We start from the raw sequence: 24,117 nt of genomic DNA, 5'->3' as shown, positions 1-24,117 counted from the left end.
CCGGGAAGCCGAGCGGCCGGGGGCATCCGGGCGGTGGGAGCCGTCCTCCTGCGCGGCACGCGGCTCCTGCCACCGCACCGAACGGGCGATCGAAGCAAAAGGCCAGGTCAGAACCGATTGTCAGTGGCATGGTCCACGATGTGTACCGACGGCCACCAGGCCGTCACACAGACGACAGGAGGTACGCCATGGCCAGGTACCCCGCAGCAGCCGCCCGCCGCCGCACCACCGGCCCTGCCCCCTCGCTGACCGGTCCCGCCACCGACGTCCACCCCGTGCTGCGCCGCACCACGGCCCCGCCCGCCGCGCTCGACCTGCTCGCCCAGGCCCGCGCGGGACTCGAAGAGGCGGCGCTGCTCGACGCGCCCAACGAGCGCTATGCCACCGCACACCTCGCCGCGCTGCGCACCGCGGCCGCCGTGCTCGCCGCCCGCGGCCGGCCCGAACCCACCGCCCGTCGCAGGGCGCGCATCAGGAGTGCCTGGGAGGTGCTCCCCGAGACGGCTCCCGAGCTGACCGAATGGAGCGCCCTGTTCGCCTCCGGTGCCCACCGCAGGGCCCGCGCGGAGGCGGGCATACGCGGCGCGGTGACCCGCCGCGAGGCCGACGACCTGCTGCGGGACGGTGCGATGTTCCTGCGCCTGGTCGAGCGCCTGCTGACGCTCCAGCCGGTGCTGCCGCAGCCCTCCGGCGACCACCGGGAGCCCCCCGCGGCCGACGACCCGCACCGCCCCGCCGCGGGGGAGCGTATCCAGGACGCGGGCTGACGGCCCCCTGCGCCGGGCCGCGCCCGGCCCCCGCGGCACCGGGGCCGGGCGTCCGCCGGGGCAGCCGGCCCCGGGGCGCCGGGCGCCCGCCAGGGCAAGAGGCCCCGAGGCCGGGGGCCGGCCGCGCGGTGTGCGTGCTGCGGTGCCGCGCGGTGGGCGGGGCGTGCACCGTGCGGCGCGGTGCCGGCCGCAGCCCGAGGGCGCCCGGCCCTGGGCCAGGCCGGGCCGCCGCGGCCGCGGCGGCCGCCGCCGTCCGGCGGAGACCGTGCCGGAGCCCCCGGTCAGGAGGCAATAGGGTGGGGACGCCCGCAAACCCTTCCTCCCGGCCCAGGCCGGGGAGGTCCCGATCGCTCCGCCCGACATGAGGCGGTGCCGCGCCGAGGAGTCAATCCCGTGTCGGACCCGATGCGCCCCCGCGCCTCCCTCCGTACCGCCGTGGTCTGGGAGGTGCTCAAGGACGCCCTCGAGCACCGGGCCAAGGCCACGGGCCGGGAGCAGCTCGACGTCCTGGACACCGGCGGCGGCAGCGGCAAGTTCGCCGTGCCCGTCGCCCGCCTCGGCCACCGCGTCACCGTGGTCGACCCCAGCCCGAACGCCCTGTTCGCGCTGGAGCGCCGAGCCGCGGAGGCCGGGGTCGACGACCGCATCCAAGGTGTCCAGGGCGACGCCCACGGCCTCTTCGACGTCGTCGAGCGCGGCGGGTACGACGCGGTGCTCTGCCACGGCGTCCTGGAGTACATGGACGAGCCCGCCGAAGGACTCCGCAACGTGGTCGGAGCGCTGCGCCCCTCCGGCGTGCTCAGCCTGCTCGCCGCGGGCCTGGGCGGCGCGGTGCTCGCCCGCGCGCTGGCCGGCCACTTCACCGAGGCGCACCAGGCCCTCACCGACCCGCAGGGCCGCTGGGGCGCCGGGGACCCCGTGCCGCGGCGGTTCACCGTCGAGCAACTGACCGCGCTCGTCGAGACGGCGGGCGTGCGGGTCGAGGCGGTGCACGGGGTGCGGGTCTTCGCCGACCTGGTCCCCGGCGTCCTCGTCGACACCGAACCGGGCGCCCTCGACGGTCTGCTGCAGTTGGAGGCCGCGGCCGCTGAACTGCCTGCCTTCCAGTCCGTCGCCACCCAGCTCCACGTGCTCGGCGAGCAGCAGAGCCGTACCGGGGCCGGGAACGGGGCGGACGACGGCCGCTGATCAGCGGCGCATCGGCGAATGGAGTGCTTCACCCCCACCCGATCGGACGCCCGGCGCCGTATGATCGAAGGAGACGGTCGGGCATGACCGGCCGATCGTTGGGGAATGCAGGCTTCAGCGACTCGGACCGCATGGCGGCCCGGGTGGTGAGTTGGCGTAGAGGGGCGGGTTTCACGGGGGCGATTCCCTGCCTATCCTGAAGGGGACCCCCGGTCGCCCCGGCGACTGCACGATGAGGAGGACTCCGTGCCGCTCTCGGAGCACGAGCAGCGAATGCTCGAGCAAATGGAGCGAGCGCTGTACGCCGAAGATCCCAAGTTCGCGACAGCGCTTGAGAGAAGCGGGCTGCGCAGGTATACCCGTCGCCGGGCGTATCTGGCGGTTGTCGGCTTCCTGGTCGGTATCGTGCTCCTCATGGCCGGGATGGTCGCTCAGCTGATCTGGATCAGCGTGGTGGGTTTCCTGGTCATGCTGGGGTGTGCCGTGCTCGCCGTAACCGGGTGGCGCAAGGCGCCGCGGCCGGGCGAGCAGTCGGGCGCGGGTGCCGGCGCGGGCGCGCAGGGCAGTCGGCCCAGCGGCCGTCCGAGCAGGCAGCGCCGCTCCATGATGGACCGTATCGAGGAGCGCTGGCAGCGACGCCAGGACGAACAGGGTCAGTGACGATCCCGTCGGCGGGCGGCCGGCGCACTTCATAACGTTGCAGAGGGCGACCATGTGTGATGGGTCGCCCTCAGTCGTGCGCCGCCGTTCGGCGCACGCCCACCGTCTCCATGGCCCCTGCCGTGGAGGCGCGCCGTCCCCATGGCCGCCGTCCGGAGCTGCCCGCTCGCCCCGGCGGGGGCCCCTCAGCGGGTGGCCGGCGCTCGTGCACTCCTCGGGCCGCCCTGTGCCAAGGCGGTCCCTGTTGCTCTCCGAGTGCACTGCGAACACCGGCCCCGCCCCGCCGGCGCCCATGGTGACGGCGCCCCCGCATCCGCCGCGGACACCGCAGGACCGGCACGGCCATCACCCTCAAGCTCAGGTTCAGGCTCAGGGCCCGGCTCCCAGGCCCCCGGCCCCGGGCACGGCGCCCCCGGCCCCGCCTCGGGCCCCGGCCCGGCACAGGAACCGTGCCGCGGGCAGGGCCCCGGCGGCTACCGGGAAGCGCGCCTGAGCGTCGGACGGAGCTGGGCCCGGTACCGCGCCCAGCGCCTGGCCTGCTCCCGGCGCCAGTCGGCGAACGCCCAGGCCACACGGGCGGCCGAGCGCGGGGCGAGGAGCACGCGCAGACGGGTGGCGCGACCGGCGGGGGCCGCCAGCGCGCTCTTCAGCCGCCGTACGTCGTCGGCCAGGCCAGGTGCCGGCTGCGGATCCGGGGCGTAGAGCACCTGTTCCACGGCGGCCGCCACCCGGTGCACGCCGGCCGCGGCGTCCGGATCGAGGCGGGCCGCCCGCACGATCCGGTCGGCGGCCTTGCGCGGCGTCTCGGACGCGTCGGGCACGATGCCGTGGTCCCACGCCGTGTCCGTGACCTCCATCCAGCCGGCCAGGGTGCGTGCGGCCACGTCGACCCCGGCGTCGCCCCCCAGCCGGCGGGCGCGCACCCGCAGCCGCCACAGCATGGGCAGCAGCGGCAGTGCGAGGAGCGCCAGCGCGGCCGCGGAGCCCCCGACGATCAGACCGGCCGACGGCCCGCCGCCGCCGGACCCGCCGCCCGCCTGCGGAGCCGCGCTCTGGCAGGAGCCGAGCTTCTTGTCGTCCGCGGAGCAGGTGTCCGGAGCCGTCGGCTGCGAGGACGGTGCGTCCGGCTCGGCCTGGGAGGGCGCGGCGGGATCGCTGGAGATGTCGCCCGGGGTGTCGGGCCGGGTGTAGTCGGGCACGCTGCCGCGGTTCGGCGTGGGCTCGAAGCGGGTCCAGCCCACGCCCTCGAAGTACAGCTCCGGCCAGGCGTGCGCGTCCTTCAGGCCCACCGACATCGAGCCGTCCGCGGTCGCGGTGCCGGGCGTGAAGCCGACCGCGACCCGGGCCGGGATGCCCAGCGTCCTCGCCATGGCGGCCATCGAGAACGAGAAGTGGACGCAGAAGCCCTCCTTCAGTCGCAGGAACCGCGCGATCGCGTCCGGCCCCGTACCGGCCTGCACATTGGTGTTGTAGGTGAACCCGCCGTCCACCGCGAACCAGTCCTGAAGCTTCACCGCGCGTTCGTAGTCGTTCCTCGCGCCCTTGGTGACCTGGCGGGCGGTGTCGGCGACCACCGCCGGCAGCGACGGCGGCACCTTGGTGAACTCGTTCAGCAGTTGCCGCGGCGGCTTCGGGGCGTCGGCGAGCTGCCTGGGCGTGGGGGCCACGGCCAGGCTGGTGACCTCGTACGACGCCCCCCTGGTGGTCTGGCCGTGATCGCCGACGAGTGTGCGGCCCACCGGCTCGTACCGCCAGCGGCCGTCGATGCGGACCTGGCTGGCCGGATACGGCATCGGCAGCCAGTCCTGCGCGTACCAGCCCGCGGTCCTGACGGTGGTCCTGATCTCCGTGGTGCGCACACCGGGGCTGAGCCCCTGCGGGGCCGGGAGGACGTTCGGCACGTCGGTGATGTGGCGGACCGCGGGCTTCCACGTGGTGCCGTCGAACTCGTCGAGCGAGACGATCCGCAGGTACTGGTCGTTCGCGGTGCCGGGACGGGTGCGGTACGTCAGCACCTGCCGGTCCTCGGGCTGATTGAGGCTGTTCTGCAACGAGACCAGCGGATTGACCGCGGAGATGGTGCCGCCGCCAGGGCCGACACCGCCACCGTGGGCCGCCGGGTCGAGCAGGCCGCCGTCCAGCGTGGGCAGTACCAGGGGGACGACGAGCGCGATGCCCAGCGCGACCGCGCCGATCCTGCGGCCCGCACGGACGGGTGCGACGGCGCCGCCCGCCTCCGCACCGCCCGCGCCGACCCGTCCGCCCGCCGGGCGCGGCGCCCCGCTGAAGACCCGGCCCCACCGGGACAACCGGTCCCGGCCCTCCGCGAGGAGCAGCAGCAGGTACCCCACCGCCGCCAGCAGGAACCACAGCCAGTCGGCCGAGCTCTGCGACAGGCCCGCCGCGACGGCGTAGAGCGCCAGCAGCGGCAGCCCGGCCGGGGCCGCGCTGCGGCAGGTCACCGCCAGGACGTCCACCGCGAGGCCGATCACCAGGACGCCACCGATCAGCATGAGCTGGATCCCGTCGGTCAGCGGCGCCGGGATCGCGTACTGGCGGACGTCGTCGCGGCCGAGCTGGATCAGCAGGGCGAACCGGTGGAACACCTCAGGGGTCGGCACCAGCCCGGCGACGGCCTGCTGACGGGCGAACACCAGGGTCAGCAGCATCAGCGTCACCACGGCCTGCGCGGCCACCGCCAGGGGCCTGGCCAGCGGCACCCGGCGGGCCGCCGCGCCCACCGCCGTCTGCACCACCAGCAGGAAGGCCGCCTTGATCAGCCAGGTCGACGGGTCGACCAGCGGCAGCAGCGCGCACGCCGTCAGCAGGGTGGCCGCCGCCGCGCACAGCGACATCCGGGCCCGGCCGCTCATGCGCGGCCTCCGTCCGCGCCCGCCGCCCCGCGCCCCATGACCGGCACCGCGCCCCTCATAGCCAACCCCCACTCGTGCCCGCCGGGCTCGTCCCCTCGCCGCTGCGCTGCCGGTCCGCCTGCCGCCACATCTGAGCCGCGCCCGCGCCCGGCGGCACCGCGAGCGCCGTCCAACCCGCCTCCCGCAACTGCCGCAACCGCTCCTCGCACTGCGGCGAGGGGCCCGCCGCCGCGTCCCCCGCACTCCCGTGCGTCCACATCCACGGGTCGAGGACGAACGCCACCGCGGCACCGCTGCGCCGGCGCAGCGTGGCGACGACGGCCGCCTGGTCCTCGTCCAGATCGCCCAGGTAGGCCACGAGCAGGCCCTCGCCGCCGCCGCGCAGGACGTCATGGGCGCGGGACAGGCCGGTGCCCTCGGAGTGGTCGACGACGGCGAGGGTGTCCAGCAGCAGGCCCGCCGCGTCGGCGGACTCGCGGCCGGGACCCGAGAAACCGTCGGAGCCCTCACCGGGCACGGAGGCCCCGGTGTCCGTCAGCAGCCGCACCGAGAAGCCGCGCTCCAGCATGTGCACCAGCGCGGAGGCGGCGCCGGAGACCGCCCACTCGAACGCGGAGCCGGGACCCGCGCCCTCGTAGGCGAGGGCCCGGGTGTCCAGCAGCACGGTGCACCTCGCCCGCTGCGGCTGCTCCTCGCGGCGCACCATCAGCTCGCCGTAGCGGGCTGTGGAGCGCCAGTGGACACGGCGCAGGTCGTCGCCGTAGCGGTAGCCGCGCGGGATGACGTCGTCCTCGCCGGCCAGCGCGAGGGAGCGCTGCCGCCCTTCGCCGTACCCCTTGGCCTCGCCGCTCAGCCGGACCGGCGGCAGCGGTTCCACGTGCGGGATGACGGTCAGGGTGTCGTACGCGGCGAAGGAGCGGGTCAGCTCGCACAGGCCGAACGGGTCCGTCAGGCGCAGTTGGAGCGGGCCGAGGGGGTAGCGTCCGCGCAGGTCGGAACGGACGCGGTAGGACACCTCGCGGCGGCCGCCCGGCTCCACGCGGTCCAGCACGAAGCGCGGCCGGGGCCCCAGGACGTACGGCACGCGGTCCTGGAGCATCAGCAGGCCGGTGGGGAGGCGGGAGACGTTGTCCATGCGCAGGTGGACGCGGGCCTCGGCACCGGCGGGCACCCGCGCGGGCGACAGCCGCCGGCTGCCGGACACCCGGTACCGGGTGCGGTAGAGCACGAGGGCGCAGATCAGCGGGAGCGCCGCGAGCAGCAGCCCGACCCGCAGCAGGTCGCTCTGGCCGAGCACGTAGGCGCAGAGCGCGGCGGCGATGCCGGCGGCGAGGAAGGAGCGGCCGCGGGTGGTCAGGCCGGCCAGCGCCACCCGCAGCGCGCCGCCCTTCGCCCCGTCAGCCTCGCCCGTCTCGCCCGCCTCGGCGGGGGCGGACGGCCGGGCCCGGCCGGGCGGCTGCGTCATCACAGCCCCCGGCCGCCGGTCCCCCGGCGGTCGAAGGGGCCGTGCGCCTCGCGGTGACCGGCGGGGAAGCCGCCGTTCTGGTGGGCCGCGGCGGCGGGGACGCGGGTGTGCTGGAGGATCTCCAGGACGACCTGCTCGGCCGTGCGGCGGTTCAGTTGGGCCTGGGCGGTGGGCAGCAGGCGGTGGGCGAGCACCGCGACCGCGAGGGCCTGGAGGTCGTCCGGCAGCGCGAAGTCGCGGCCGGCGAGGGCGGCGGACGCCTTCGCCGCGCGCAGCAGGTGCAGGGTCGCGCGCGGGGAGGCGCCGAGCCTGAGGTCGGGATGGGTGCGGGTGGCGGCGACCAGGTCGACCGCGTAGCGCCGTACCGAGTCGGCGACGTGCACCCGGCGCACCACGTCGATGAGCTTCACGACGTCCTGGGCGTGGGCGACGGGCCGCAGGTCGTCCAGCGGCGAGACGCCGCCGTGCACGTCCAGCATCTGCAGCTCGGCCTCGGGGCTGGGGTAGCCGATCGACACCCGCGCCATGAACCGGTCGCGCTGGGCCTCGGGCAGCGGGTAGGTGCCCTCCATCTCGACCGGGTTCTGGGTGGCCACCACCATGAAGGGGGCGGGCAGCTCGTACGTCTGCCCGTCGATGGTGACCTGGCGCTCCTCCATGGACTCCAGCAGCGCCGACTGGGTCTTGGGCGAGGCGCGGTTGATCTCGTCGCCGATCACGATCTGGGCGAAGATCGCGCCGGGCTTGAACTCGAAGTCCCGGCGCTGCTGGTCCCAGATGGACACACCGGTGATGTCCGAGGGGAGCAGGTCGGGCGTGAACTGGATGCGGCGCACCGAGCAGTCGATGGAGCGCGCGAGCGCCTTCGCGAGCATGGTCTTGCCCACGCCGGGGACGTCCTCGATCAGCAGGTGGCCCTGGGCGAGCAGCACGGTCAGCGACAGCCGGACGACCTCCGGCTTGCCCTCGATCACGCCCTCGACGGACCGGCGGACGCGCTCCGCCGTGCTGCTCAGGTCCTCCCCAGCTCTCGCCTGCGCCCGCGCGTGGGGATCCCCCTGGCTCGCCCGCTCGTCATAGGTCGTCACCGGCCCTCCTCGGCCCTTCCCCGAGCTCACTGGGAGCGGGGATACCCCTAACCCGGGCCGGTACGCCGCTGCGGACCGGCCCACCCCGAAACACGGACGCCGCGCGTGAATGGTTCCGCTCGGCGCCACACCAGCATTCTTGTTGCCGTTACCGGTTCGTGTCACTCGCCTGTGGACAACTGGCGCTGACAGGCCGGCCGCGGGCGTCCTCCGGGGATGGGCGGCCGCCGTGCCCGCCGGGTGGTCCGTCACCCGGGCGGCTCACGCCGGGTCGATCTCCCGGAGCGCGCCGGTGCGCACGTCGAAGACGAAGCCGCGCACGTCCTCGCGGTGCGGCAGGAACGGCGAGGTGCGCACCCGCGCCATCGACTGCCGCACGTCCTGGTCGACGTCGCGGAACGACTCCACCGCCCACGGCGGACGCTGTCCCACCTCCATCTCCAGGTCGTGCCGGAACTCCTCGGTGAGGCGCTCCATCCCGCAGCCGGTGTGGTGGATGAGCACCACGGTGCGGGTGCCGAGGGCGCGCTGGCTGATGGCGAGCGAGCGGATGACGTCGTCGGTGACGACCCCGCCGGCGTTGCGGATCGTGTGGCAGTCGCCCAGGTCCAGGCCGAGGGCGGCGTGCAGGTCGAGACGGGCGTCCATGCAGGCGACCACCGCGACGTGCAGGACGGGCCTGGCGTCCATGCCGGGGTCGGTGAAACCGGCCGCGTAGCGGCGGTTCGCATCGACCAGGCGGTCGGTGACGGTTCCTGCGGCCTGTATGTCCGTGCTCGGCTCTTCGGTGAGGTGTCCCTCGCGTGGGGAGGCAGAAGTCGACATACCCCCGAAGGTACTGGGCGTGCCCTTAGCGGGGTACCGGGCCCCGTCGCGGCGAACGCTCCCGCGCGCGGACAAAGAACGACAAAGAGCGTCGGCGTGAGGTAACCCACAAGGAGCGCGGACATACCGCCGCGCGGGTGAATCCGCACGATGCGCGCCCGGCGGACGAGGGTGCGCGCGCCACCGTCGGGTCGGCCGACCGACGCGCAGGCCGGTTGATTGACCGGGCGACAGTGTGGACTAAAGTGGCGCGAAGCGGGAGGCCCAGAGGGCTCCCGCTCGGCTGTTCGCCGGATTCGGTGCCGCGGTTTCAGCGAATTCCGCGGTTTCTGCTTGAATTCCGCGGGCCGTCTCCCAGAATCTCCCACGTGCGCGGATGCGCACGTACGGCTCGGCCTCCTCCCGCTCCCGGTCGGCTGACGCCACTTCCCCGGCGCCAGCGGGCCGTTCCCCTTCGTGAGCGGGCGGGGACCCGGCGGTGCGTGCCGCCGCGCCTGACCTGAGAGGGCCAATTGCAAGGGCGCGAGGCGCATCCGCACCAGGATCGGGACCGGGACGAGGACGGACGGCGGACCGGCCGGGGCCGTCACGTCCCCGTCATGCTGCAGCGCTGCTTGGACCTGCTCGGTCCCGCACTGGCGCTGCCGTCCGCCACCGTCGTCGACTGCACCCTGGGGCTCGGCGGGCACAGCGAGGCCCTTCTCGCCGCCTTCCCCGAGGTCCGTCTGATCGGGCTCGACCGCGACAAGGAGGCGCTGCGCCTGGCGGGCGAGCGGCTCGCCCCCTTCGGCGAACGGGCCACCCTCGTGCACGCGGTCTACGACGAGCTGCCCGATGTGCTCGACCGGCTCGGCGTCCCGCGGGTGCAGGGCGTCCTCTTCGACCTCGGCGTCTCCTCCCTCCAGCTCGACGAGGCCGACCGCGGGTTCGCCTACGCCCAGGACGCCCCGCTCGACATGCGCATGGACCAGTCCAGCGGCATCGGCGCCGCCGAGGTGCTCAACACCTATCCGCCCGGCGAGCTGGTCCGCATCCTGCGCAGCTACGGGGAGGAGAAGCAGGCCAAGCGCATCGTGTCCGCCGTGGTCCGCGAGCGCGAGAAGGAGCCGTTCAGCACCAGCGGGCGGTTGGTCGAGCTGATCCGCGAGGCACTGCCGCAGGCCGCCAAGCGCACCGGCGGCAACCCGGCCAAGCGCACCTTCCAGGCACTGCGCATCGAGGTCAACGGCGAACTCGCCGTCCTGGAGCGTGCCGTGCCGGCCGCCGTGCGGGCGCTGGCCGTGGGCGGCCGGATCGCCGTCCTGTCGTACCACTCCCTGGAGGACCGGCTCGTCAAGCAGGTCCTGGCGGCCGGTGCCGCGAGCACCGCGCCGCCCGGTCTCCCGGTGGTCCCCGAGCGGTACCAGCCCCGGCTCAGGCTGTTGACGCGCGGCGCCGAGCTGCCTTCCGAGAACGAGGTCGCCGACAACCGCAGGGCCGCCCCCGCGCGGCTGCGCGGCGCCGAGCGGATCCGTGAGGAGGCCGGGTGAGCGGCACGGCGGGGGACCGGGACCGCGGACTCCGCCGCCAGCGTGCGCCCCTCGCCCCACCGCGCACCGCCCGGCCCCCCGCCCCGGCCGGGCCCCGGCGCCCGGAGTGCCCGGTGACCGGTCGACGGCCCCCGCGCCGCGGGGAGAAGGATCCTTGGAACCGGGGGAGGCACCCGTGACGAGAAAGACCGAACTGCGCGGCAGGGCCGCACGGCTGGCGCGGCTGATGCCCACGGGTCCGAGCGGGGCCGCCAGGACTCCGTTCGTCCTGCTGGTCGTGGTACTGCTCGGCGGCGGCATGATCGGCCTGCTGGTGCTGAACTCCTCCGTCAACGAGGGGTCGTTCCAGTTGAGCGAGCTCAAGAGGCAGACCACCGACCTCACCGACGAGGAGCAGGCCCTGCAGCGCGAGGTGAACGGCTACGCCGAGCCGGGCGCACTCGAACGCCGGGCCCGCAGGCTGGGCATGGTGCCGGGCGGCGACCCGGTCTTCCTCGACCCGGACGGCACGGTGCGCGGCGTGACCGCGAGCCCCGGCGCCCCGTCCCCCGGCGCCCCCGGAGCACTGCCGCCGTCCGGAACCGGCGCCGCGCCCGACGACCCCCTCGCCCCGGCCGCGGGGACCGCAGCGGACCCTGCCACCCAGGTGGGCGACGGCGGCTCCCCGGCCGCGGGCGCCGGCCCCGCCACCGGCGCCACCCCGGCCACCGGCGTGGCGCCGCCCGCGCCCGCCGGCTCCGTGCCCTCCGTAGCGACGACCTTGAGCAGGTGACGACGTGACCGACAGGGAACCCCCGCACCGCCGCGTACCCCCGCCGGGCCGGCCCGCCCGTCCACGGGACCCCGGGGGCCGCCGCACCGGCCCGGGTGCCCGCCCCGCGCGCCGTCCGCGGCCCGCGGGAGTCGGCGGCCCCGGCCCCGCGGGCACCATCCGGCTCGGCAGCCCACGGCCCCGGCTGCGCATGATCAGCGTGGCCATGACGCTGGTCATGCTGGTCTTCGTGGGCCGGCTGTTCCAGGTCCAGGGCGTCGACGCCAGCGCGTACGCGGCCAAGGCGGAGCGCAACCGCTACACCAGTCAGCCGCTGACCGCCGAGCGCGGGGCCATCTCGGACCGCAACGGCGTCGAGCTGGCCATCAGCGTCGACGCGTACGACATCACCGCCGACCCCACGATGTTCACCCGCAAGTTCACCAAGATCCCCGACGCGCCCGAGAGGGCCGCGAAGCTGCTCGCCCCGATCCTCGGCGCGGACGCCGGAGCGCTCGCCGACAAGCTCAGGACCCCCAGGACCCGCTACGTGCTGCTGGCCACCGGGCAGACCCCGCAGGTCTGGAAGCGGATCGAGAACGTCAGGAACACCCCCGCCGCCGAGGCCGGGTCCGAGCCCGGGGCCGCCAACGTGCTCGACGGCGTCGTCAAGCAGCCCAGCAGCAAGCGCGTCTACCCGAACGGCGACCTCGCCGCCGGGATACTGGGCTGGGTCAACTCCGAAGGCAAGGGCGCGGGCGGCCTGGAGCTCAAGCTGAACGGGGAACTGGCCGGCAAGGACGGCCGGATCACCTACGCGCAGTCCAACGGCCGCCAGGTGCCCACCGCGGGCGCCAGCGAGACGCCCGCCGTGCCCGGCTCCGACGTGCAGCTCACCATCGACCGCGACATCCAGTGGGCGGCCCAGCGCGCCATCACCGAGCAGGTGAAGAAGTCCAAGGCGGACCGCGGCTACGTGATAGTGCAGGACACCAGGACCGGTCAGATCCTGGCCATGGCCAACGCTCCGGGCTTCGACCCGAACGACCTCTCCCGGGCCACGGCGGCCTCCCTGGGCAACGCCGCCCTCCAGGACGCCTACGAACCCGGCTCCACGGCCAAGCTCATGTCGATAGCCGCGGTCCTTGAGGAGAACGTCGCCACACCGGGGACGCACGTCACGGTGCCCAACCGGCTGCACCGCGGCGACCGGCTCTTCGCCGACGACATCGACCACCCCACCTGGTACCTGACGCTCAACGGCGTGCTCGCCAAGTCCAGCAACATCGGCACCATCCTGGCGACCGGCCAGCTCGGCAGCACCCAGCTCCAGGCGGACAAGGTGCTCTACTCGTTCCTGCGGAAGTTCGGCATCGGCCGGCCCACCGGGCTCGGCTTCCCCGGCGAGACCGCCGGCATCCTGGCACCGCCGGACAAGTGGTCGCTGTCCCAGCAGTTCACCATCCCCTTCGGACAGGGCGTCTCGGTGAACGCGCTGCAGGCCGCGTCCGTCTACTCGACGATCGCCAACGGCGGCGTACGCATCGAGCCGACCCTGGTGCGCGGCACCAGGGGCCCCGACGGCCACTTCACCCGGGCCCCCGCGCCCGAGCGGACCCGGGTGGTGGGCGCGGGCACCGCGAAGACGCTCTCGCAGATGCTGGAGTCCGTCGTCGACGACCAGGAGGGCACGGGCACCGTGGCCTACATCCCGGGCTACCGGGTGGCGGGCAAGACCGCCACCGCCAACCGAGTCGATCCCGAGACCGGCCGCTACCACGGCTACACCTCGTCGTTCGCCGGCTTCGCGCCGGCCGACAAACCGCGCGTCACCGTGTACTGCGTGCTGCAGAACCCCACCAAGGGCAGCTACTTCGGAGGTCCGACCTGCGGCCCCGTCTTCAAGCAGGTCATGGAGTTCTCCCTGAAGACCCTCCAGGTGCCCCCCACCGGCTCCAAACCGGCCAAGCTGCCCGTCACCTTCGATCCGGCCAGGGACTGACCCACCAGGCCGGCACCGCACAGAACCAGGAACAGCCCGTGACGACCATCACCCCCGACCCCGGAAACGCCCCCGAGCCCCGGCCCGCGTCCGCCACCGGCACCGCCCCGCCCGGCCGTGCCCCGCACCGCGCCCACCGGCCCGGTCACGCTGCGCAGCCACCCCGTCGTTTTGGCCCGCCCCCCGTCCCGCCCGGTACGCTCACCGCCGTGCCACACGCTGATCAGTCCCCAGCCATCCACGAGGACGCCCAGGTGACCGCACCGGGGCCGCCGCGGCCGGCCAGGGTGTCGCCGACCCCGCTCGCGAGGCTCGCCGACCAGGCGGGCGTCCGCACCGCCACCGGCCCGGCAGGCGGCCACGAGGACGTCGCCGTCACCGGTATCACCCACGACTCGCGCGCCGTGCGCCCCGGTGACGTCTACGCCGCCCTGCCCGGCGCCCGGCTGCACGGCGCGGACTTCTCCGCGCAGGCCGCCGACCTCGGGGCCGTCGCCATCCTCACCGACCCCGCGGGCGCCGAGCGGGCGGCCGCCACCGGGCTGCCCGTGCTCACCGTCGGTGATCCGCGCGGCCGGATGGGTGAGCTGGCCGCGACCGTCTACGGCCATCCGGGCCGCGACCTGCTCCAGATCGGCATCACCGGCACGTCCGGCAAGACCACCACCGCCTACCTGGTGCAGGGCGGGCTCTCCGCGGCCGGCGACCTGGCGGGGCTGATCGGCACGGTCGAGACCCGCATCGGGGACGAGCGCATCAAGTCGGAGCGGACCACCCCCGAGGCGACCGACCTCCAGGCGCTCTTCGCGGTCATGAGGGAGCGCGGCGTGGCGTCGGTGGCCATGGAGGTGTCCAGCCACGCCCTGGTCCTCGGCCGGGTGGACGGCTGCGTCTTCGACGTGGCCGTCTTCACCAACCTCAGCCCGGAGCACATGGAGTTCCACTCCGGTATGGAGGACTACTTCCGCGCCAAGGCGCAGTTGTTCACCAAGCAGCGGTCCAGGGCGGGCGTGGTCAACCTGGACGACGAGTACGGCCGCAGGCTCGTCGTCGAGGCCGAGGTGCCCGTGACGACCTACTCGGCGGAGGGCCACCCCGACGCCGACTGGCGGGCCGAGGAGGTCGAGGTCGGGCCGCTCAGGTCGACGTTCGTGGCGGTCGGACCCCACGGACAGCGGATCTCGGCCACCTCTCCGCTGTCCGGGCCCTTCAACGTCGCCAACGCACTCGCGGCGATCGCCGCCCTGGCCGTCGCCGGGCAGGACCCGCAGGCCGCCGCCGACGGCATCGCCGCGGTGCCCGGCGTGCCGGGCCGTCTGGAGCGCGTGGACGCCGGCCAGGACTACCTGGCCGTGGTGGACTACGCCCACAAGACGGATGCCGTCGAGTCGGTGCTGCGCGCCCTGCGCAAGGTCACCGAGGGCAGGCTGCACATCGTGCTCGGCTGCGGCGGCGACCGCGACAGGACCAAGCGGGGCCCGATGGGCGCCGCCGCCGTCCGGCTCGCCGACGAGGCCGTGCTGACCTCCGACAACCCGCGCTCCGAGGACCCGCTGGCCATCCTCGCCGCCATGCTCGCGGGCGCCGCGGAGGTGCCCGCCCACGAGCGCGGCGAGGTCGCCGTCTTCGAGGACCGGGCCGCCGCGATCGCCGCCGCCGTGGCCCACGCCCGCCCCGGCGACACCGTCCTGGTCGCGGGCAAGGGCCATGAGCAGGGCCAGGACATCGCCGGGGTGGTCCGGCCCTTCGACGACCGCCAAGTGCTCCGCGAAGCTATCCAGCAGACCCAGGGATGAACTTGTGATCGCCCTCTCTCTCGCCGAGATCGCCACCATCGTCGGCGGGCAGACCCATGACATACCGGATCCGTCCGCGCTGGTCACCGGGCCCGTCGTGATCGACTCCCGCGCCGTGGAACCGGGTGGCCTGTTCGCCGCCTTCGCGGGGGAGCACGCCGACGGGCACGACTACGCCGAGCGGGCCGTGCAGGCGGGCGCCGCCGCGGTGCTCGCCGCCCGGCCCGTCGGCGTCCCCGCGATCGTCGTGGACGACGTCCAGGCGGCGCTCGGGGCCCTCGCCCGCGCCGTCGTGGAGCGCCTCGGCGCCACCCTGGTGGCGCTCACCGGCTCCGCGGGCAAGACGAGCACCAAGGACCTGATCGCCCAGGTGCTCAGCACCAAGGCGCCCACGGTCTACCCGAAGGGCAACCTGAACAACGAGATCGGCCTGCCGCTGACCGCCCTGCGCGCCGAGGACGACACCAGGTTCCTCGTCCTGGAGATGGGCGCGCGCTACATCGGCGACATCCGCTACCTCACCAGCCTCACCCCGCCCAGGATCGGCCTGGTCCTCAACGTCGGCTCCGCCCACATCGGCGAGTTCGGCGGACGGGAGCAGATCGCCCAGGCCAAGGGCGAGATGGTCGAGGCGCTGCCCGCTGCCGAGGAGGGCGGTGTCGCCGTCCTCAACGCCGACGACCCGCTCGTACGCGCCATGGCCACCCGCACCAAGGCGCGCGTCGTGTACTTCGGCGAGACGAACGAAACAGGCGAAGCCGACGTTCGGGCCGAGAACGTCCGCCTCACCGCGACCGGACAGCCCACCTTCCTCCTTCACACACCCTCCGGGTGCAGCGTCGTGACCTTGCGCCTGTACGGTGAGCATCACGTGTCGAACGCGCTTGCCGCGGCCGCCGTCGCCCACGAGTTGGGCATGTCCGTGCACGAGATCGCCCATGCGCTCTCCGAGGCGGGCACCCTTTCCCGCTGGCGGATGGAGGTCACCGAGCGCCCGGACGGCGTGACGGTGGTCAACGACGCCTACAACGCGAACCCCGAGTCCATGCGAGCCGCCCTGCGCGCACTCGCGGCAATGGGCGAAGCCCGGCGGGCCGAGGGGGGGCGTACGTGGGCAGTGCTCGGTCAGATGGCCGAGCTCGGGGACGAGGCTCTCGCCGAGCACGACGCGGTCGGACGGCTGGCCGTCCGGCTCAACGTGAGCAAGCTCGTGGCAGTCGGCGGCGTGGAAGCGGCCTGGCTGCGCGCGGGCGCCTATAACGAGGGTTCGTGGGGTGAGGAGTCGGTGCACGTGTCCGACGCAGAGGCGGCGGTCGACCTGTTGCGCGCAGAGTTGCGCCCGGGGGATGTCGTGCTCGTGAAGGCGTCCAGGTCGGTGGGCCTGGAGCGGGTGGCCACGGCACTGCTGCAAGGGGCCGGCGGAAGCAACTCGGGCGAGGGCGAGGTCGCCGCCCGATGATGAACCAGATCCTGTTCTCGGGAGTCATCGGCCTCTTCCTGACTCTCGTGGGCACGCCTGTGCTGATCAAGCTGCTGGCCCGCAAGGGATACGGTCAGTACATCCGGGACGACGGGCCGCGCGAGCACCACAGCAAGCGCGGCACGCCGACCATGGGTGGCATCGCGTTCATCCTGGCGACGATCATCGCCTACTTCCTCAGCAAGGTGATCAGCGGCAAGCCGCCCACCTTCTCCGGCCTGCTGGTGCTCGGCCTGATGGCGGGCATGGGACTGGTCGGCTTCCTCGACGACTACATCAAGATCGTCAAGCGGCGCTCGCTGGGCCTGCGGGCCAAGGCGAAGATGGCGGGCCAACTGATCGTCGGCATCGCCTTCGCCGTCCTCGCGCTGCAGTTCGCGGACAACCACGGCAACACCCCGGCGTCCACCAAGCTCTCCTTCACCACCGACTTCGGCTGGACCATCGGCCCGGTGCTGTTCGTGGTGTGGGCGCTGTTCATGATCCTGGCCATGTCGAACGGCGTGAACCTGACCGACGGCCTGGACGGCCTGGCCACCGGCGCCTCCGTGATGGTCTTCGGCGCCTACACGTTCATCGGTGTGTGGCAGTTCCAGGAGGCGTGCGCCAACGCCGAGACGCTCACCAACCCCTCGGCCTGCTTCGAGGTGCGCGATCCGCTCGACCTGGCCGTCGTGGCGTCCGCGCTGATGGGCGCCTGCTTCGGCTTCCTGTGGTGGAACACCTCACCCGCCAAGATCTTCATGGGCGACACCGGTTCCCTGGCACTCGGCGGTGCCCTCGCGGGCCTCGCCATCTGCTCCCGCACGGAACTGCTGCTCGCCCTGCTCGGCGGCCTCTTCGTCCTGATCACCATGTCCGTCGTGATCCAGGTGGGCTCCTTCCGCCTGACCGGCAAACGCGTCTTCAGGATGGCCCCGCTGCAGCACCACTTCGAACTCAAGGGCTGGTCCGAGGTCCTGGTGGTGGTCCGCTTCTGGATCATCCAGGGCATGTGCGTGATCGTCGGTCTCGGCCTCTTCTACGCAGGATGGGCAGCCGACAAATGACGAGTACGCCGGTCAGGGCCGGGCAGCACATCACCGTCGCCGGTCTCGGCGTGAGCGGTATCAGTGCCGCCCGCGCCCTGGCCGGCCTCGGCGCCGAGGTCACCGTCGTCGACGGCGGCGACGGCCCGGCGCACCGCGAGCGCGCCGAGGCACTGCGCGCCGAGCACATCCGCGTACGCCTCGGCGACGGCGTCACCCTGCCGCCCGGCACGTCGCTCGTCGTCACCTCGCCCGGCTGGAAGCCGTCGTCGCCGCTGTTCGCGGCGGCGGCCGCCGCGGGTGTGGACGTCGTCGGGGACGTGGAGATCGCCTGGCGGCTGCGCGGCTCGTCCGCGGGCGCATCCCCGGGGCCCCGGGGCCCGGAGGCCGGCGGCTCGGCGGCCCCCTGGCTGGCGGTCACGGGCACCAACGGCAAGACCACCACGGTCCGGATGCTGGCGTCGATCCTGAGCGCCGCGGGCCTGCGCACCACCGCGGTCGGCAACATCGGCACCCCTCTCATCGACGTGGTGCTGGAGGACAAGGCCGCGCGCGAAGCGCGTTCGACCGAGGGCGGCGGCGGGCGACCGGAGGCAGTGCCCTACGACGTGCTTGCCGTCGAACTCTCCAGCTACCAGTTGCACTGGGCGCCCTCCCTGCGCGCCCACTCCGGCGCTGTGCTGAACCTCGCCCCCGACCATCTCGACTGGCACGGCTCCATGGAGGCGTACGCAGCCGACAAGGGCCGGATCTACCAGGGCAACCAGGTCGCCTGCGTCTACAACGCCGCAGACAAGGCCACCGAGGACCTGGTGCGCGAGGCCGACGTCGAAGAGGGCTGCCGCGCCATCGGCTTCACCCTCTCCACGCCGGCGCCCTCCCAACTCGGGGTGGTGGACGGCATCCTCGTGGACCGTGCCTTCGTCCCGGACCGCCACAAGCAGGCCCAGGAGCTCGCCGAGGTCTCCGACATCCAGCCGCCCGCACCGCACAACATCGCCAACGCCCTGGCCGCGGCGGCCCTGGCGCGCGCCTACGGGGTGCCGGCCACGGCGGTGCGGGACGGGCTGCGGGCCTTCAGGCCGGACGCCCACCGCATGCAGCACGTGGCCGATGTCGCGGGGGTCGCCTATGTCGACGACTCCAAGGCCACCAACACCCATGCCGCCGAGGCGTCCTTGGCGGCGTACGGGTCGATCGTGTGGGTCGCCGGAGGACTGGCCAAGGGGGCGACCTTCGACGAGCTGGTCGCCAAGTCGGCGTCCCGGCTGCGCGGTGTGGTCCTGATCGGCGCGGATCGCGCCCTCATCCGTGAAGCGCTCGCGCGACACGCCCCCGAGGTCCCTGTGGTCGACCTCGACCGGACCGACACTGGGGCGATGGCGGCGGTGGTCCGGGAGGCGGCGCGGCTCGCCTCGCCGGGTGACACGGTGCTCCTGGCACCGGCCTGCGCCTCGATGGATATGTTCACCAACTACAACGTGCGCGGGGATGTGTTCGCGGAGGCCGTCCGCGACCTCTCCGCGAAGGGCGCCTGACACCGCCGCGCCGCCGGCTCCGCGGTTCGCCGGGCCGGCCGCGGCTGCGGGGCGCCGGGTCCTTTGGGAGGGACGCCTTGGCTGGGGTTTGGCTTGGGGTGTGCGGGCGGGTCCCCGTCGGCGGCGACAGCGGTGGGTGCTGATGCCCGGCCGTGGCGCCCCGGTGCGCGGCGCCGGGCGACCGTCCGTCCGCGGACGCTCCACGAGGTCCGGGCTACCGCGGCAGGCGCACCGCCGGATGTCGCTCGGCGGTGTCGCGGGGCGGGCCCGGCGGGCCTGGGACAGGCCGCTGACCGCTTATTATGTGATTCTCGGCAGTAGTCTGCTGATCACGGTACTCGGTCTTGTGATGGTCTACTCGGCCTCCGTGATCTATGCGTTGACGAATGCGCTGCCCGGTGCGTACTTCTTCCGCAAGCAGCTCGTCGCGGCCCTCATCGGCGGTGTGCTGATGTTCGTGGCCGCCCGGATGCCGGTGCGGCTGCACCGCGCGCTCGCCTATCCGCTGCTGGCCGGGTCGGTCCTCCTGATGGTGCTGGTCCAGGTGCCCGGGGTAGGGGTCGCGGTTAACGGCAACCAGAACTGGATCTCGCTCGGCGGCCCTTTCCAGTTGCAACCCAGTGAGTTCGGCAAGCTGGCCCTCGTGCTGTGGGGTGCCGACCTCCTCGCGCGCAAGCAGGAGAGGCGGCTGCTCGTCCAGTGGAAGCACATGCTGGTGCCGCTGGTCCCGGCCGCCTTCCTGCTGCTCGGCCTGATCATGCTGGGCGGCGACATGGGCACCGCGATCATCCTGACCGCCATCCTCTTCGGACTGCTCTGGCTGGCCGGCGCGCCCACCAGGATGTTCGCGGGAGTACTCACGGTGGCCGGCCTGATCGGGCTGATGCTGATCAAGACCAGCCCCAACCGGATGGCCAGGCTCGCCTGCATCGGGGCGACCGAGTCGGGCCCCGGCGACCACTACCAGTGCTGGCAGGCCGTGCACGGCATCTACGCGCTGGCGTCCGGCGGCCTCTTCGGTTCGGGGCTGGGTGCGAGTGTGGAAAAATGGGGTCAACTGCCCGAAGCGCACACGGACTTCATCTTCGCCGTCACCGGTGAGGAGCTGGGCCTGGTGGGGACACTGTCCGTCCTCGCCCTCTTCGCGGCTCTAGGCTATGCGGGTATCCGGGTGGCCGGACGCACGGAGGAGCCGTTCGTGAGGTATGCCGCGGGAGGCGTGATCACCTGGATCACGGCCCAGGCCGTGGTCAACATCGGTGCGGTGCTCGGCCTGCTGCCGATCGCCGGGGTCCCGCTCCCGCTGTTCTCCTACGGCGGGTCCGCCCTGCTGGCGGCCATGTTCGCCATCGGGCTGCTGATCGCCTTCGCGCGCGAGGAGCCCGCGGCGCGTGCGGCGCTCGCGATGCGGCAGAGCGCGTCCTCGGGGCCCTTTCGGCGCTGGGGGGCGGTCTTTGGTAGAAAGCGGGCTGCGGCACGAGGCGGCCGGGCCGGCCGGACCGGCCGGGAGCCTCGAAGATGGAACACGATGCGACGGCGCGCCACCGCGCGCCCGTCCGGAGAGCGGTGAATTTCGGTGCATGTCGTACTCGCCGGTGGAGGGACCGCCGGCCACATCGAGCCCGCGCTCGCCCTCGCGGACGCCCTGCGCAGGCAGGACCCGACCGTGGGGATCACGGCCCTGGGCACGGAGCGCGGACTCGAAACCCGTCTGGTGCCCGAGCGGGGCTACGAACTCGCCCTGATCCCCGCGGTACCGCTGCCGCGCAAGCCCACCCCGGAACTGATCACCGTACCCGGGCGGCTGCGCGGCACGATCAAGGCGGCCGAGCAGGTACTCGAGCGCACCAAGGCGGACGCGGTCGTCGGTTTCGGGGGCTACGTGGCGCTGCCCGGTTACCTCGCGGCCAAGCGGCTCGGGGTGCCGATCGTCATCCACGAGGCCAACGCGCGCCCGGGCCTCGCCAACAAGATCGGTTCGCGGTACGCGGCCCAGGTCGCCGTGTCGACTCCGGACAGCAAACTCCGCAATTCCCGCTACATCGGCATTCCACTGCGCCGCTCCATCGCCACCCTCGACCGCGCGGCGGCGCGCCCGGAGGCGCGCGCCGCGTTCGGGCTCGATCCGAAGGCCCCCACCCTCCTGGTCTCCGGCGGCTCGCAGGGCGCACGCCGGCTGAACGAGGTGGTGCAGCGGGTCGCTCCCCTGCTGCAACGCTCCGGGATCCAGATCCTGCACGCGGTCGGCCCGAAGAACGACATGCCACAAGTGGACAACATGCCGGGTATGCCCCCCTACATCCCGGTACCGTACGTGGACCGAATGGATCTCGCCTACGCCGCGGCCGACATGATGCTCTGCCGCGCGGGTGCGATGACCGTCGCCGAGCTCTCCGCCGTCGGGTTGCCGGCCGCCTACGTCCCGCTGCCCATCGGCAACGGCGAACAGCGACTGAACGCCCAGCCGGTGGTCAAGGCGGGCGGTGGTCTGCTCGTCGACGACGCCGAGCTCACGCCCGAGTGGGTGCAGGCCAACGTGCTGCCGGTGCTGTCCGATCCGCACCGGCTGTACGAGATGTCCCGTGCCGCCTCCGAGTTCGGCCGCCGGGACGCCGACGAGTTGCTGGTCGGCATGGTGTACGAGGCGATCGCGGGTCGCCGCGCGGCGTGACGGACGGCCGTCCGCGCCGCGGGGCGTGACAGGAGGCAGGCAAACGTGGAGAGGGGAGCCGGACCGGGCACCGCCGCACGCGGCGAACGGCGCCGGCCGGAGTCCGGCCCGCCCGGCCCACCGCGCCGCGGTCCCTTCCGGGCGCCGGGAGGGGGGCGGCCCACCACGCCCGATGCGCGGCGGACGGCCGGGCCCGTGGTGGCGCGCCGGCGGCTGGCCGTCCTGCTCGTCCTGGTGCTGGTCGCCGGCTTCTGCGGCTGGGCGCTCTACGGCTCGTCCTGGCTGCGCGTGCAGCGGGTGACGGTCTCCGGTACCCGGGTGCTCACCGCGGACCAGGTACGCCGCGCCGCGGCCGTCCGGCCCGGCACGCCGCTCGCCTCGGTGGACACCGACGGCGTCGCGGAGCGGCTGCGGCGGGCGCTGCCGCGTATCGACTCGGTCGACGTGGTCCGTTCCTGGCCACATGGAATCGGCCTGAAAGTGGTTGAGCGCTCTCCCGCCCTGCTTATCGAAAAGGGCGGAAAGTTCATCGAAGTGGACGCAAAGGGAGTGCGGTTCGCGACGGTCCCGGTGGCTGTGAAGGGCGTTCCCCGGCTGGAATTGGCGACAAAGGCGGAGCCGGGCACGGCCGCGAGTCTGCGCCGCTTCGGGCCGGGGCGCCTGGTGGGTGCCGCGGTACGGGTGGCCGGGGATCTTCCGGACGCCGTGGCCCGCGAAGCCCGCGTTCTCAAGGTCCGCTCATACGACAGTATCTCCGTGGAGTTGGCCCGGGGGCGCGTCGTCGTATGGGGAAGTGACGAGCGGGGAGCCGAGAAGGCCGCAACCCTGACCGCTCTCATGAAAGCAGCTCCGCGTGCCCGGCACTTCGACGTCAGCGTCCCCACCGCCCCTGCGGTGGCCGGGAGTTGACGGGCGTCGTCGCAGGCCAGCACCCTGGTTGTGCAGCGCTACGGGTGATCACATAGGGTGAAAAGAAAACCGGGAGGTTCGGCGTGTTCGTTGAACGGGCGCCACTTGTCGACTTAGTGTCCTGTTCGGAACGACATTGAAGTTCAGCAACAGACACACTGGTAACCCTAAACTTCACCGTTAGGGTTCGGGTCGGCGTTCGGACCGACCCAATCGGCATCGCTGTCGTGGCGCAACGTGCGCGCGGCGGCACGTAATCGAGGCGAGAGGCCTTCGACGTGGCAGCACCGCAGAACTACCTCGCAGTCATCAAAGTCATCGGTGTCGGCGGCGGTGGTGTCAATGCCATCAACCGGATGATCGAGGTCGGTCTCAAGGGCGTCGAGTTCATCGCCATCAACACCGACGCGCAGGCCCTGTTGATGAGCGACGCCGACGTCAAGCTCGACGTCGGCCGTGAACTCACCCGCGGACTCGGCGCCGGAGCCAACCCGGCCGTGGGCCGCAAGGCCGCCGAGGACCACCGCGAGGAGATCGAGGAGGTCCTCAAGGGGGCCGACATGGTCTTCGTCACAGCCGGGGAGGGCGGCGGCACCGGCACCGGCGGCGCACCCGTCGTGGCCAACATCGCCCGCTCGCTCGGCGCCCTCACCATCGGCGTGGTCACGCGCCCGTTCACCTTCGAGGGCCGCCGGCGGGCCAACCAGGCGGAGGACGGCATCGCCGAGCTCCGCGACGAGGTCGACACCCTCATCGTGATCCCGAACGACCGGCTGCTGTCCATCTCGGACCGCCAGGTCAGCGTTCTGGACGCGTTCAAGTCCGCGGACCAGGTGCTGCTCTCCGGTGTGCAGGGCATCACCGACCTCATCACCACCCCTGGCCTGATCAACCTCGACTTCGCCGACGTGAAGTCCGTGATGTCGGAGGCGGGTTCCGCCCTGATGGGCATCGGCTCGGCGCGCGGCGACGACCGTGCGGTGGCCGCGGCGGAGATGGCGATCTCCTCGCCGCTGCTGGAGGCGTCCATCGACGGCGCCAGGGGCGTGCTGCTCTCCATCTCCGGCGGTTCCGACCTCGGGCTCTTCGAGATCAACGAGGCCGCCCAACTGGTGAGCGAGGCCGCACACCCCGAGGCCAACATCATCTTCGGCGCGGTGATCGACGACGCCCTCGGCGACGAGGTGCGGGTCACCGTGATCGCCGCGGGGTTCGACGGTGGCCAGCCGCCCGCCAAGCGGGACAACATGCTCGGCTCGTCCTCCGTCAAGCGCGAGGAGCAGCCGCGTTCACCCGAGCCGCGTCCGAGCGAGACCCGGCCGGCCTTCGGCGGGCTCGGCAGCGTCACCCCGCGTGAGGAGGAGCCGGAGCCCGCCCGTGACGATCTGGGGGCGGGGGCGCCCGTCCCGCAGGGCCCGCCGGCTCCCCGGGTGTACCCGGACAGCGCGGCCGAGGAACTGGACGTCCCGGACTTCCTCAAGTGATCCGGACCCTGTGACGTGATAGGACACCACGAATCCGGCACCTCCGGCGACGCCACCGCGGCC

At 73.4% G+C, this 24,117-nt stretch carries 18 protein-coding genes; 14 read left to right on the top strand and 4 right to left on the bottom strand.

What is annotated here, in order from left to right; genetic code table 11:
• Window positions 1–188 precede the first annotated feature (188 nt).
• From IE313_RS07285 to IE313_RS07275, 3 genes are all read left to right on the top strand, one after another.
• Window positions 189–767, top strand: a complete 579-nt coding sequence (locus IE313_RS07285) for an SAV_6107 family HEPN domain-containing protein (protein ID WP_189930112.1) — start codon at window positions 189–191, stop codon at window positions 765–767.
• Window positions 768–1,160: 393 nt separating this feature from the next.
• On the top strand, window positions 1,161–1,955 hold the full coding sequence (locus tag IE313_RS07280) for a methyltransferase (RefSeq protein WP_189930111.1): 795 nt from the start codon (window positions 1,161–1,163) through the stop codon (window positions 1,953–1,955).
• A 246-nt stretch (window positions 1,956–2,201) separates the two neighbouring features.
• Complete coding sequence (locus IE313_RS07275; RefSeq protein ID WP_189930110.1) at window positions 2,202–2,615, top strand: SCO2097 family morphological protein; 414 nt, start codon at window positions 2,202–2,204, stop codon at window positions 2,613–2,615.
• A 473-nt stretch (window positions 2,616–3,088) separates the two neighbouring features.
• On the opposite strand, the gene IE313_RS07270 is transcribed toward IE313_RS07275, so the two are convergent.
• The 4 genes from IE313_RS07270 to IE313_RS07255 all read right to left on the bottom strand — a co-directional run bounded on the left by IE313_RS07270 (window position 3,089) and on the right by IE313_RS07255 (window position 8,866).
• Window positions 3,089–5,488: a transglutaminase TgpA family protein gene (locus tag IE313_RS07270; protein ID WP_189930109.1), complete on the bottom strand. Its 2,400-nt coding sequence runs from the start codon at window positions 5,486–5,488 to the stop codon at window positions 3,089–3,091.
• Between the two features lie 55 nt (window positions 5,489–5,543).
• Window positions 5,544–6,953 (bottom strand): DUF58 domain-containing protein, encoded by a 1,410-nt coding sequence (locus IE313_RS07265; protein WP_189930108.1) that lies wholly within the window; start codon window positions 6,951–6,953, stop codon window positions 5,544–5,546.
• Window positions 6,953–8,041 carry an AAA family ATPase gene (locus IE313_RS07260; RefSeq protein WP_373316932.1) on the bottom strand — a complete coding sequence of 363 codons (1,089 nt, stop codon included), beginning with the start codon at window positions 8,039–8,041 and terminating at the stop codon, window positions 6,953–6,955. Before IE313_RS07260 ends, IE313_RS07265 begins: the two co-directional genes overlap by 1 nt.
• A 261-nt stretch (window positions 8,042–8,302) precedes the next feature.
• Window positions 8,303–8,866: a beta-class carbonic anhydrase gene (locus IE313_RS07255; RefSeq protein ID WP_189930107.1), complete on the bottom strand. Its 564-nt coding sequence runs from the start codon at window positions 8,864–8,866 to the stop codon at window positions 8,303–8,305.
• A gap of 512 nt (window positions 8,867–9,378) precedes the next feature.
• Between IE313_RS07255 and rsmH the strand changes: the two genes are divergently transcribed.
• The 11 genes from rsmH (at window position 9,379) to ftsZ (ending at window position 24,054) form a co-directional block, all read left to right on the top strand.
• Window positions 9,379–10,395 (top strand): 16S rRNA (cytosine(1402)-N(4))-methyltransferase RsmH, encoded by a 1,017-nt coding sequence (rsmH, locus tag IE313_RS07250; RefSeq protein ID WP_373316931.1) that lies wholly within the window; start codon window positions 9,379–9,381, stop codon window positions 10,393–10,395.
• A 175-nt stretch (window positions 10,396–10,570) separates the two neighbouring features.
• Entirely contained in the window at window positions 10,571–11,167 is a 597-nt protein-coding gene (ftsL, locus tag IE313_RS35005) for a cell division protein FtsL (RefSeq protein WP_373316930.1), read from the top strand.
• A 4-nt stretch (window positions 11,168–11,171) separates the two neighbouring features.
• Entirely contained in the window at window positions 11,172–13,148 is a 1,977-nt protein-coding gene (locus tag IE313_RS07240) for a peptidoglycan D,D-transpeptidase FtsI family protein (RefSeq protein WP_189930105.1), read from the top strand.
• A 38-nt stretch (window positions 13,149–13,186) separates the two neighbouring features.
• On the top strand, window positions 13,187–14,944 hold the full coding sequence (locus IE313_RS07235) for a UDP-N-acetylmuramoyl-L-alanyl-D-glutamate--2,6-diaminopimelate ligase (protein ID WP_189930104.1): 1,758 nt from the start codon (window positions 13,187–13,189) through the stop codon (window positions 14,942–14,944).
• A 4-nt stretch (window positions 14,945–14,948) separates the two neighbouring features.
• A complete protein-coding gene (locus tag IE313_RS07230) occupies window positions 14,949–16,403 on the top strand; it encodes a UDP-N-acetylmuramoyl-tripeptide--D-alanyl-D-alanine ligase (protein WP_189930103.1) in 1,455 nt (484 codons plus the stop codon).
• Complete coding sequence (gene mraY / locus IE313_RS07225; protein ID WP_189930276.1) at window positions 16,403–17,473, top strand: phospho-N-acetylmuramoyl-pentapeptide-transferase; 1,071 nt, start codon at window positions 16,403–16,405, stop codon at window positions 17,471–17,473. The genes IE313_RS07230 and mraY overlap by 1 nt, the downstream gene beginning before the upstream one ends.
• Window positions 17,470–18,990 carry a UDP-N-acetylmuramoyl-L-alanine--D-glutamate ligase gene (gene murD, locus IE313_RS07220; RefSeq protein WP_189930102.1) on the top strand — a complete coding sequence of 507 codons (1,521 nt, stop codon included), beginning with the start codon at window positions 17,470–17,472 and terminating at the stop codon, window positions 18,988–18,990. Before mraY ends, murD begins: the two co-directional genes overlap by 4 nt.
• 238 nt (window positions 18,991–19,228) lie before the next feature.
• Window positions 19,229–20,560: a putative lipid II flippase FtsW gene (ftsW, locus tag IE313_RS07215; RefSeq protein ID WP_229924440.1), complete on the top strand. Its 1,332-nt coding sequence runs from the start codon at window positions 19,229–19,231 to the stop codon at window positions 20,558–20,560.
• A 6-nt stretch (window positions 20,561–20,566) separates the two neighbouring features.
• Window positions 20,567–21,661: an undecaprenyldiphospho-muramoylpentapeptide beta-N-acetylglucosaminyltransferase gene (murG, locus tag IE313_RS07210; RefSeq protein WP_189930100.1), complete on the top strand. Its 1,095-nt coding sequence runs from the start codon at window positions 20,567–20,569 to the stop codon at window positions 21,659–21,661.
• A gap of 45 nt (window positions 21,662–21,706) precedes the next feature.
• Window positions 21,707–22,570: a cell division protein FtsQ/DivIB gene (locus IE313_RS07205; protein WP_189930099.1), complete on the top strand. Its 864-nt coding sequence runs from the start codon at window positions 21,707–21,709 to the stop codon at window positions 22,568–22,570.
• 278 nt (window positions 22,571–22,848) lie between these two features.
• Complete coding sequence (gene ftsZ, locus IE313_RS07200; RefSeq protein WP_189930098.1) at window positions 22,849–24,054, top strand: cell division protein FtsZ; 1,206 nt, start codon at window positions 22,849–22,851, stop codon at window positions 24,052–24,054.
• Window positions 24,055–24,117 lie beyond the last annotated feature (63 nt).

Origin of the sequence: Streptomyces sulfonofaciens (assembly GCF_014656295.1) — a bacterium.
Classification (GTDB): domain Bacteria; phylum Actinomycetota; class Actinomycetes; order Streptomycetales; family Streptomycetaceae; genus Streptomyces; species Streptomyces sulfonofaciens.
This window is presented reverse-complemented; position numbering and strand designations above follow the sequence as displayed.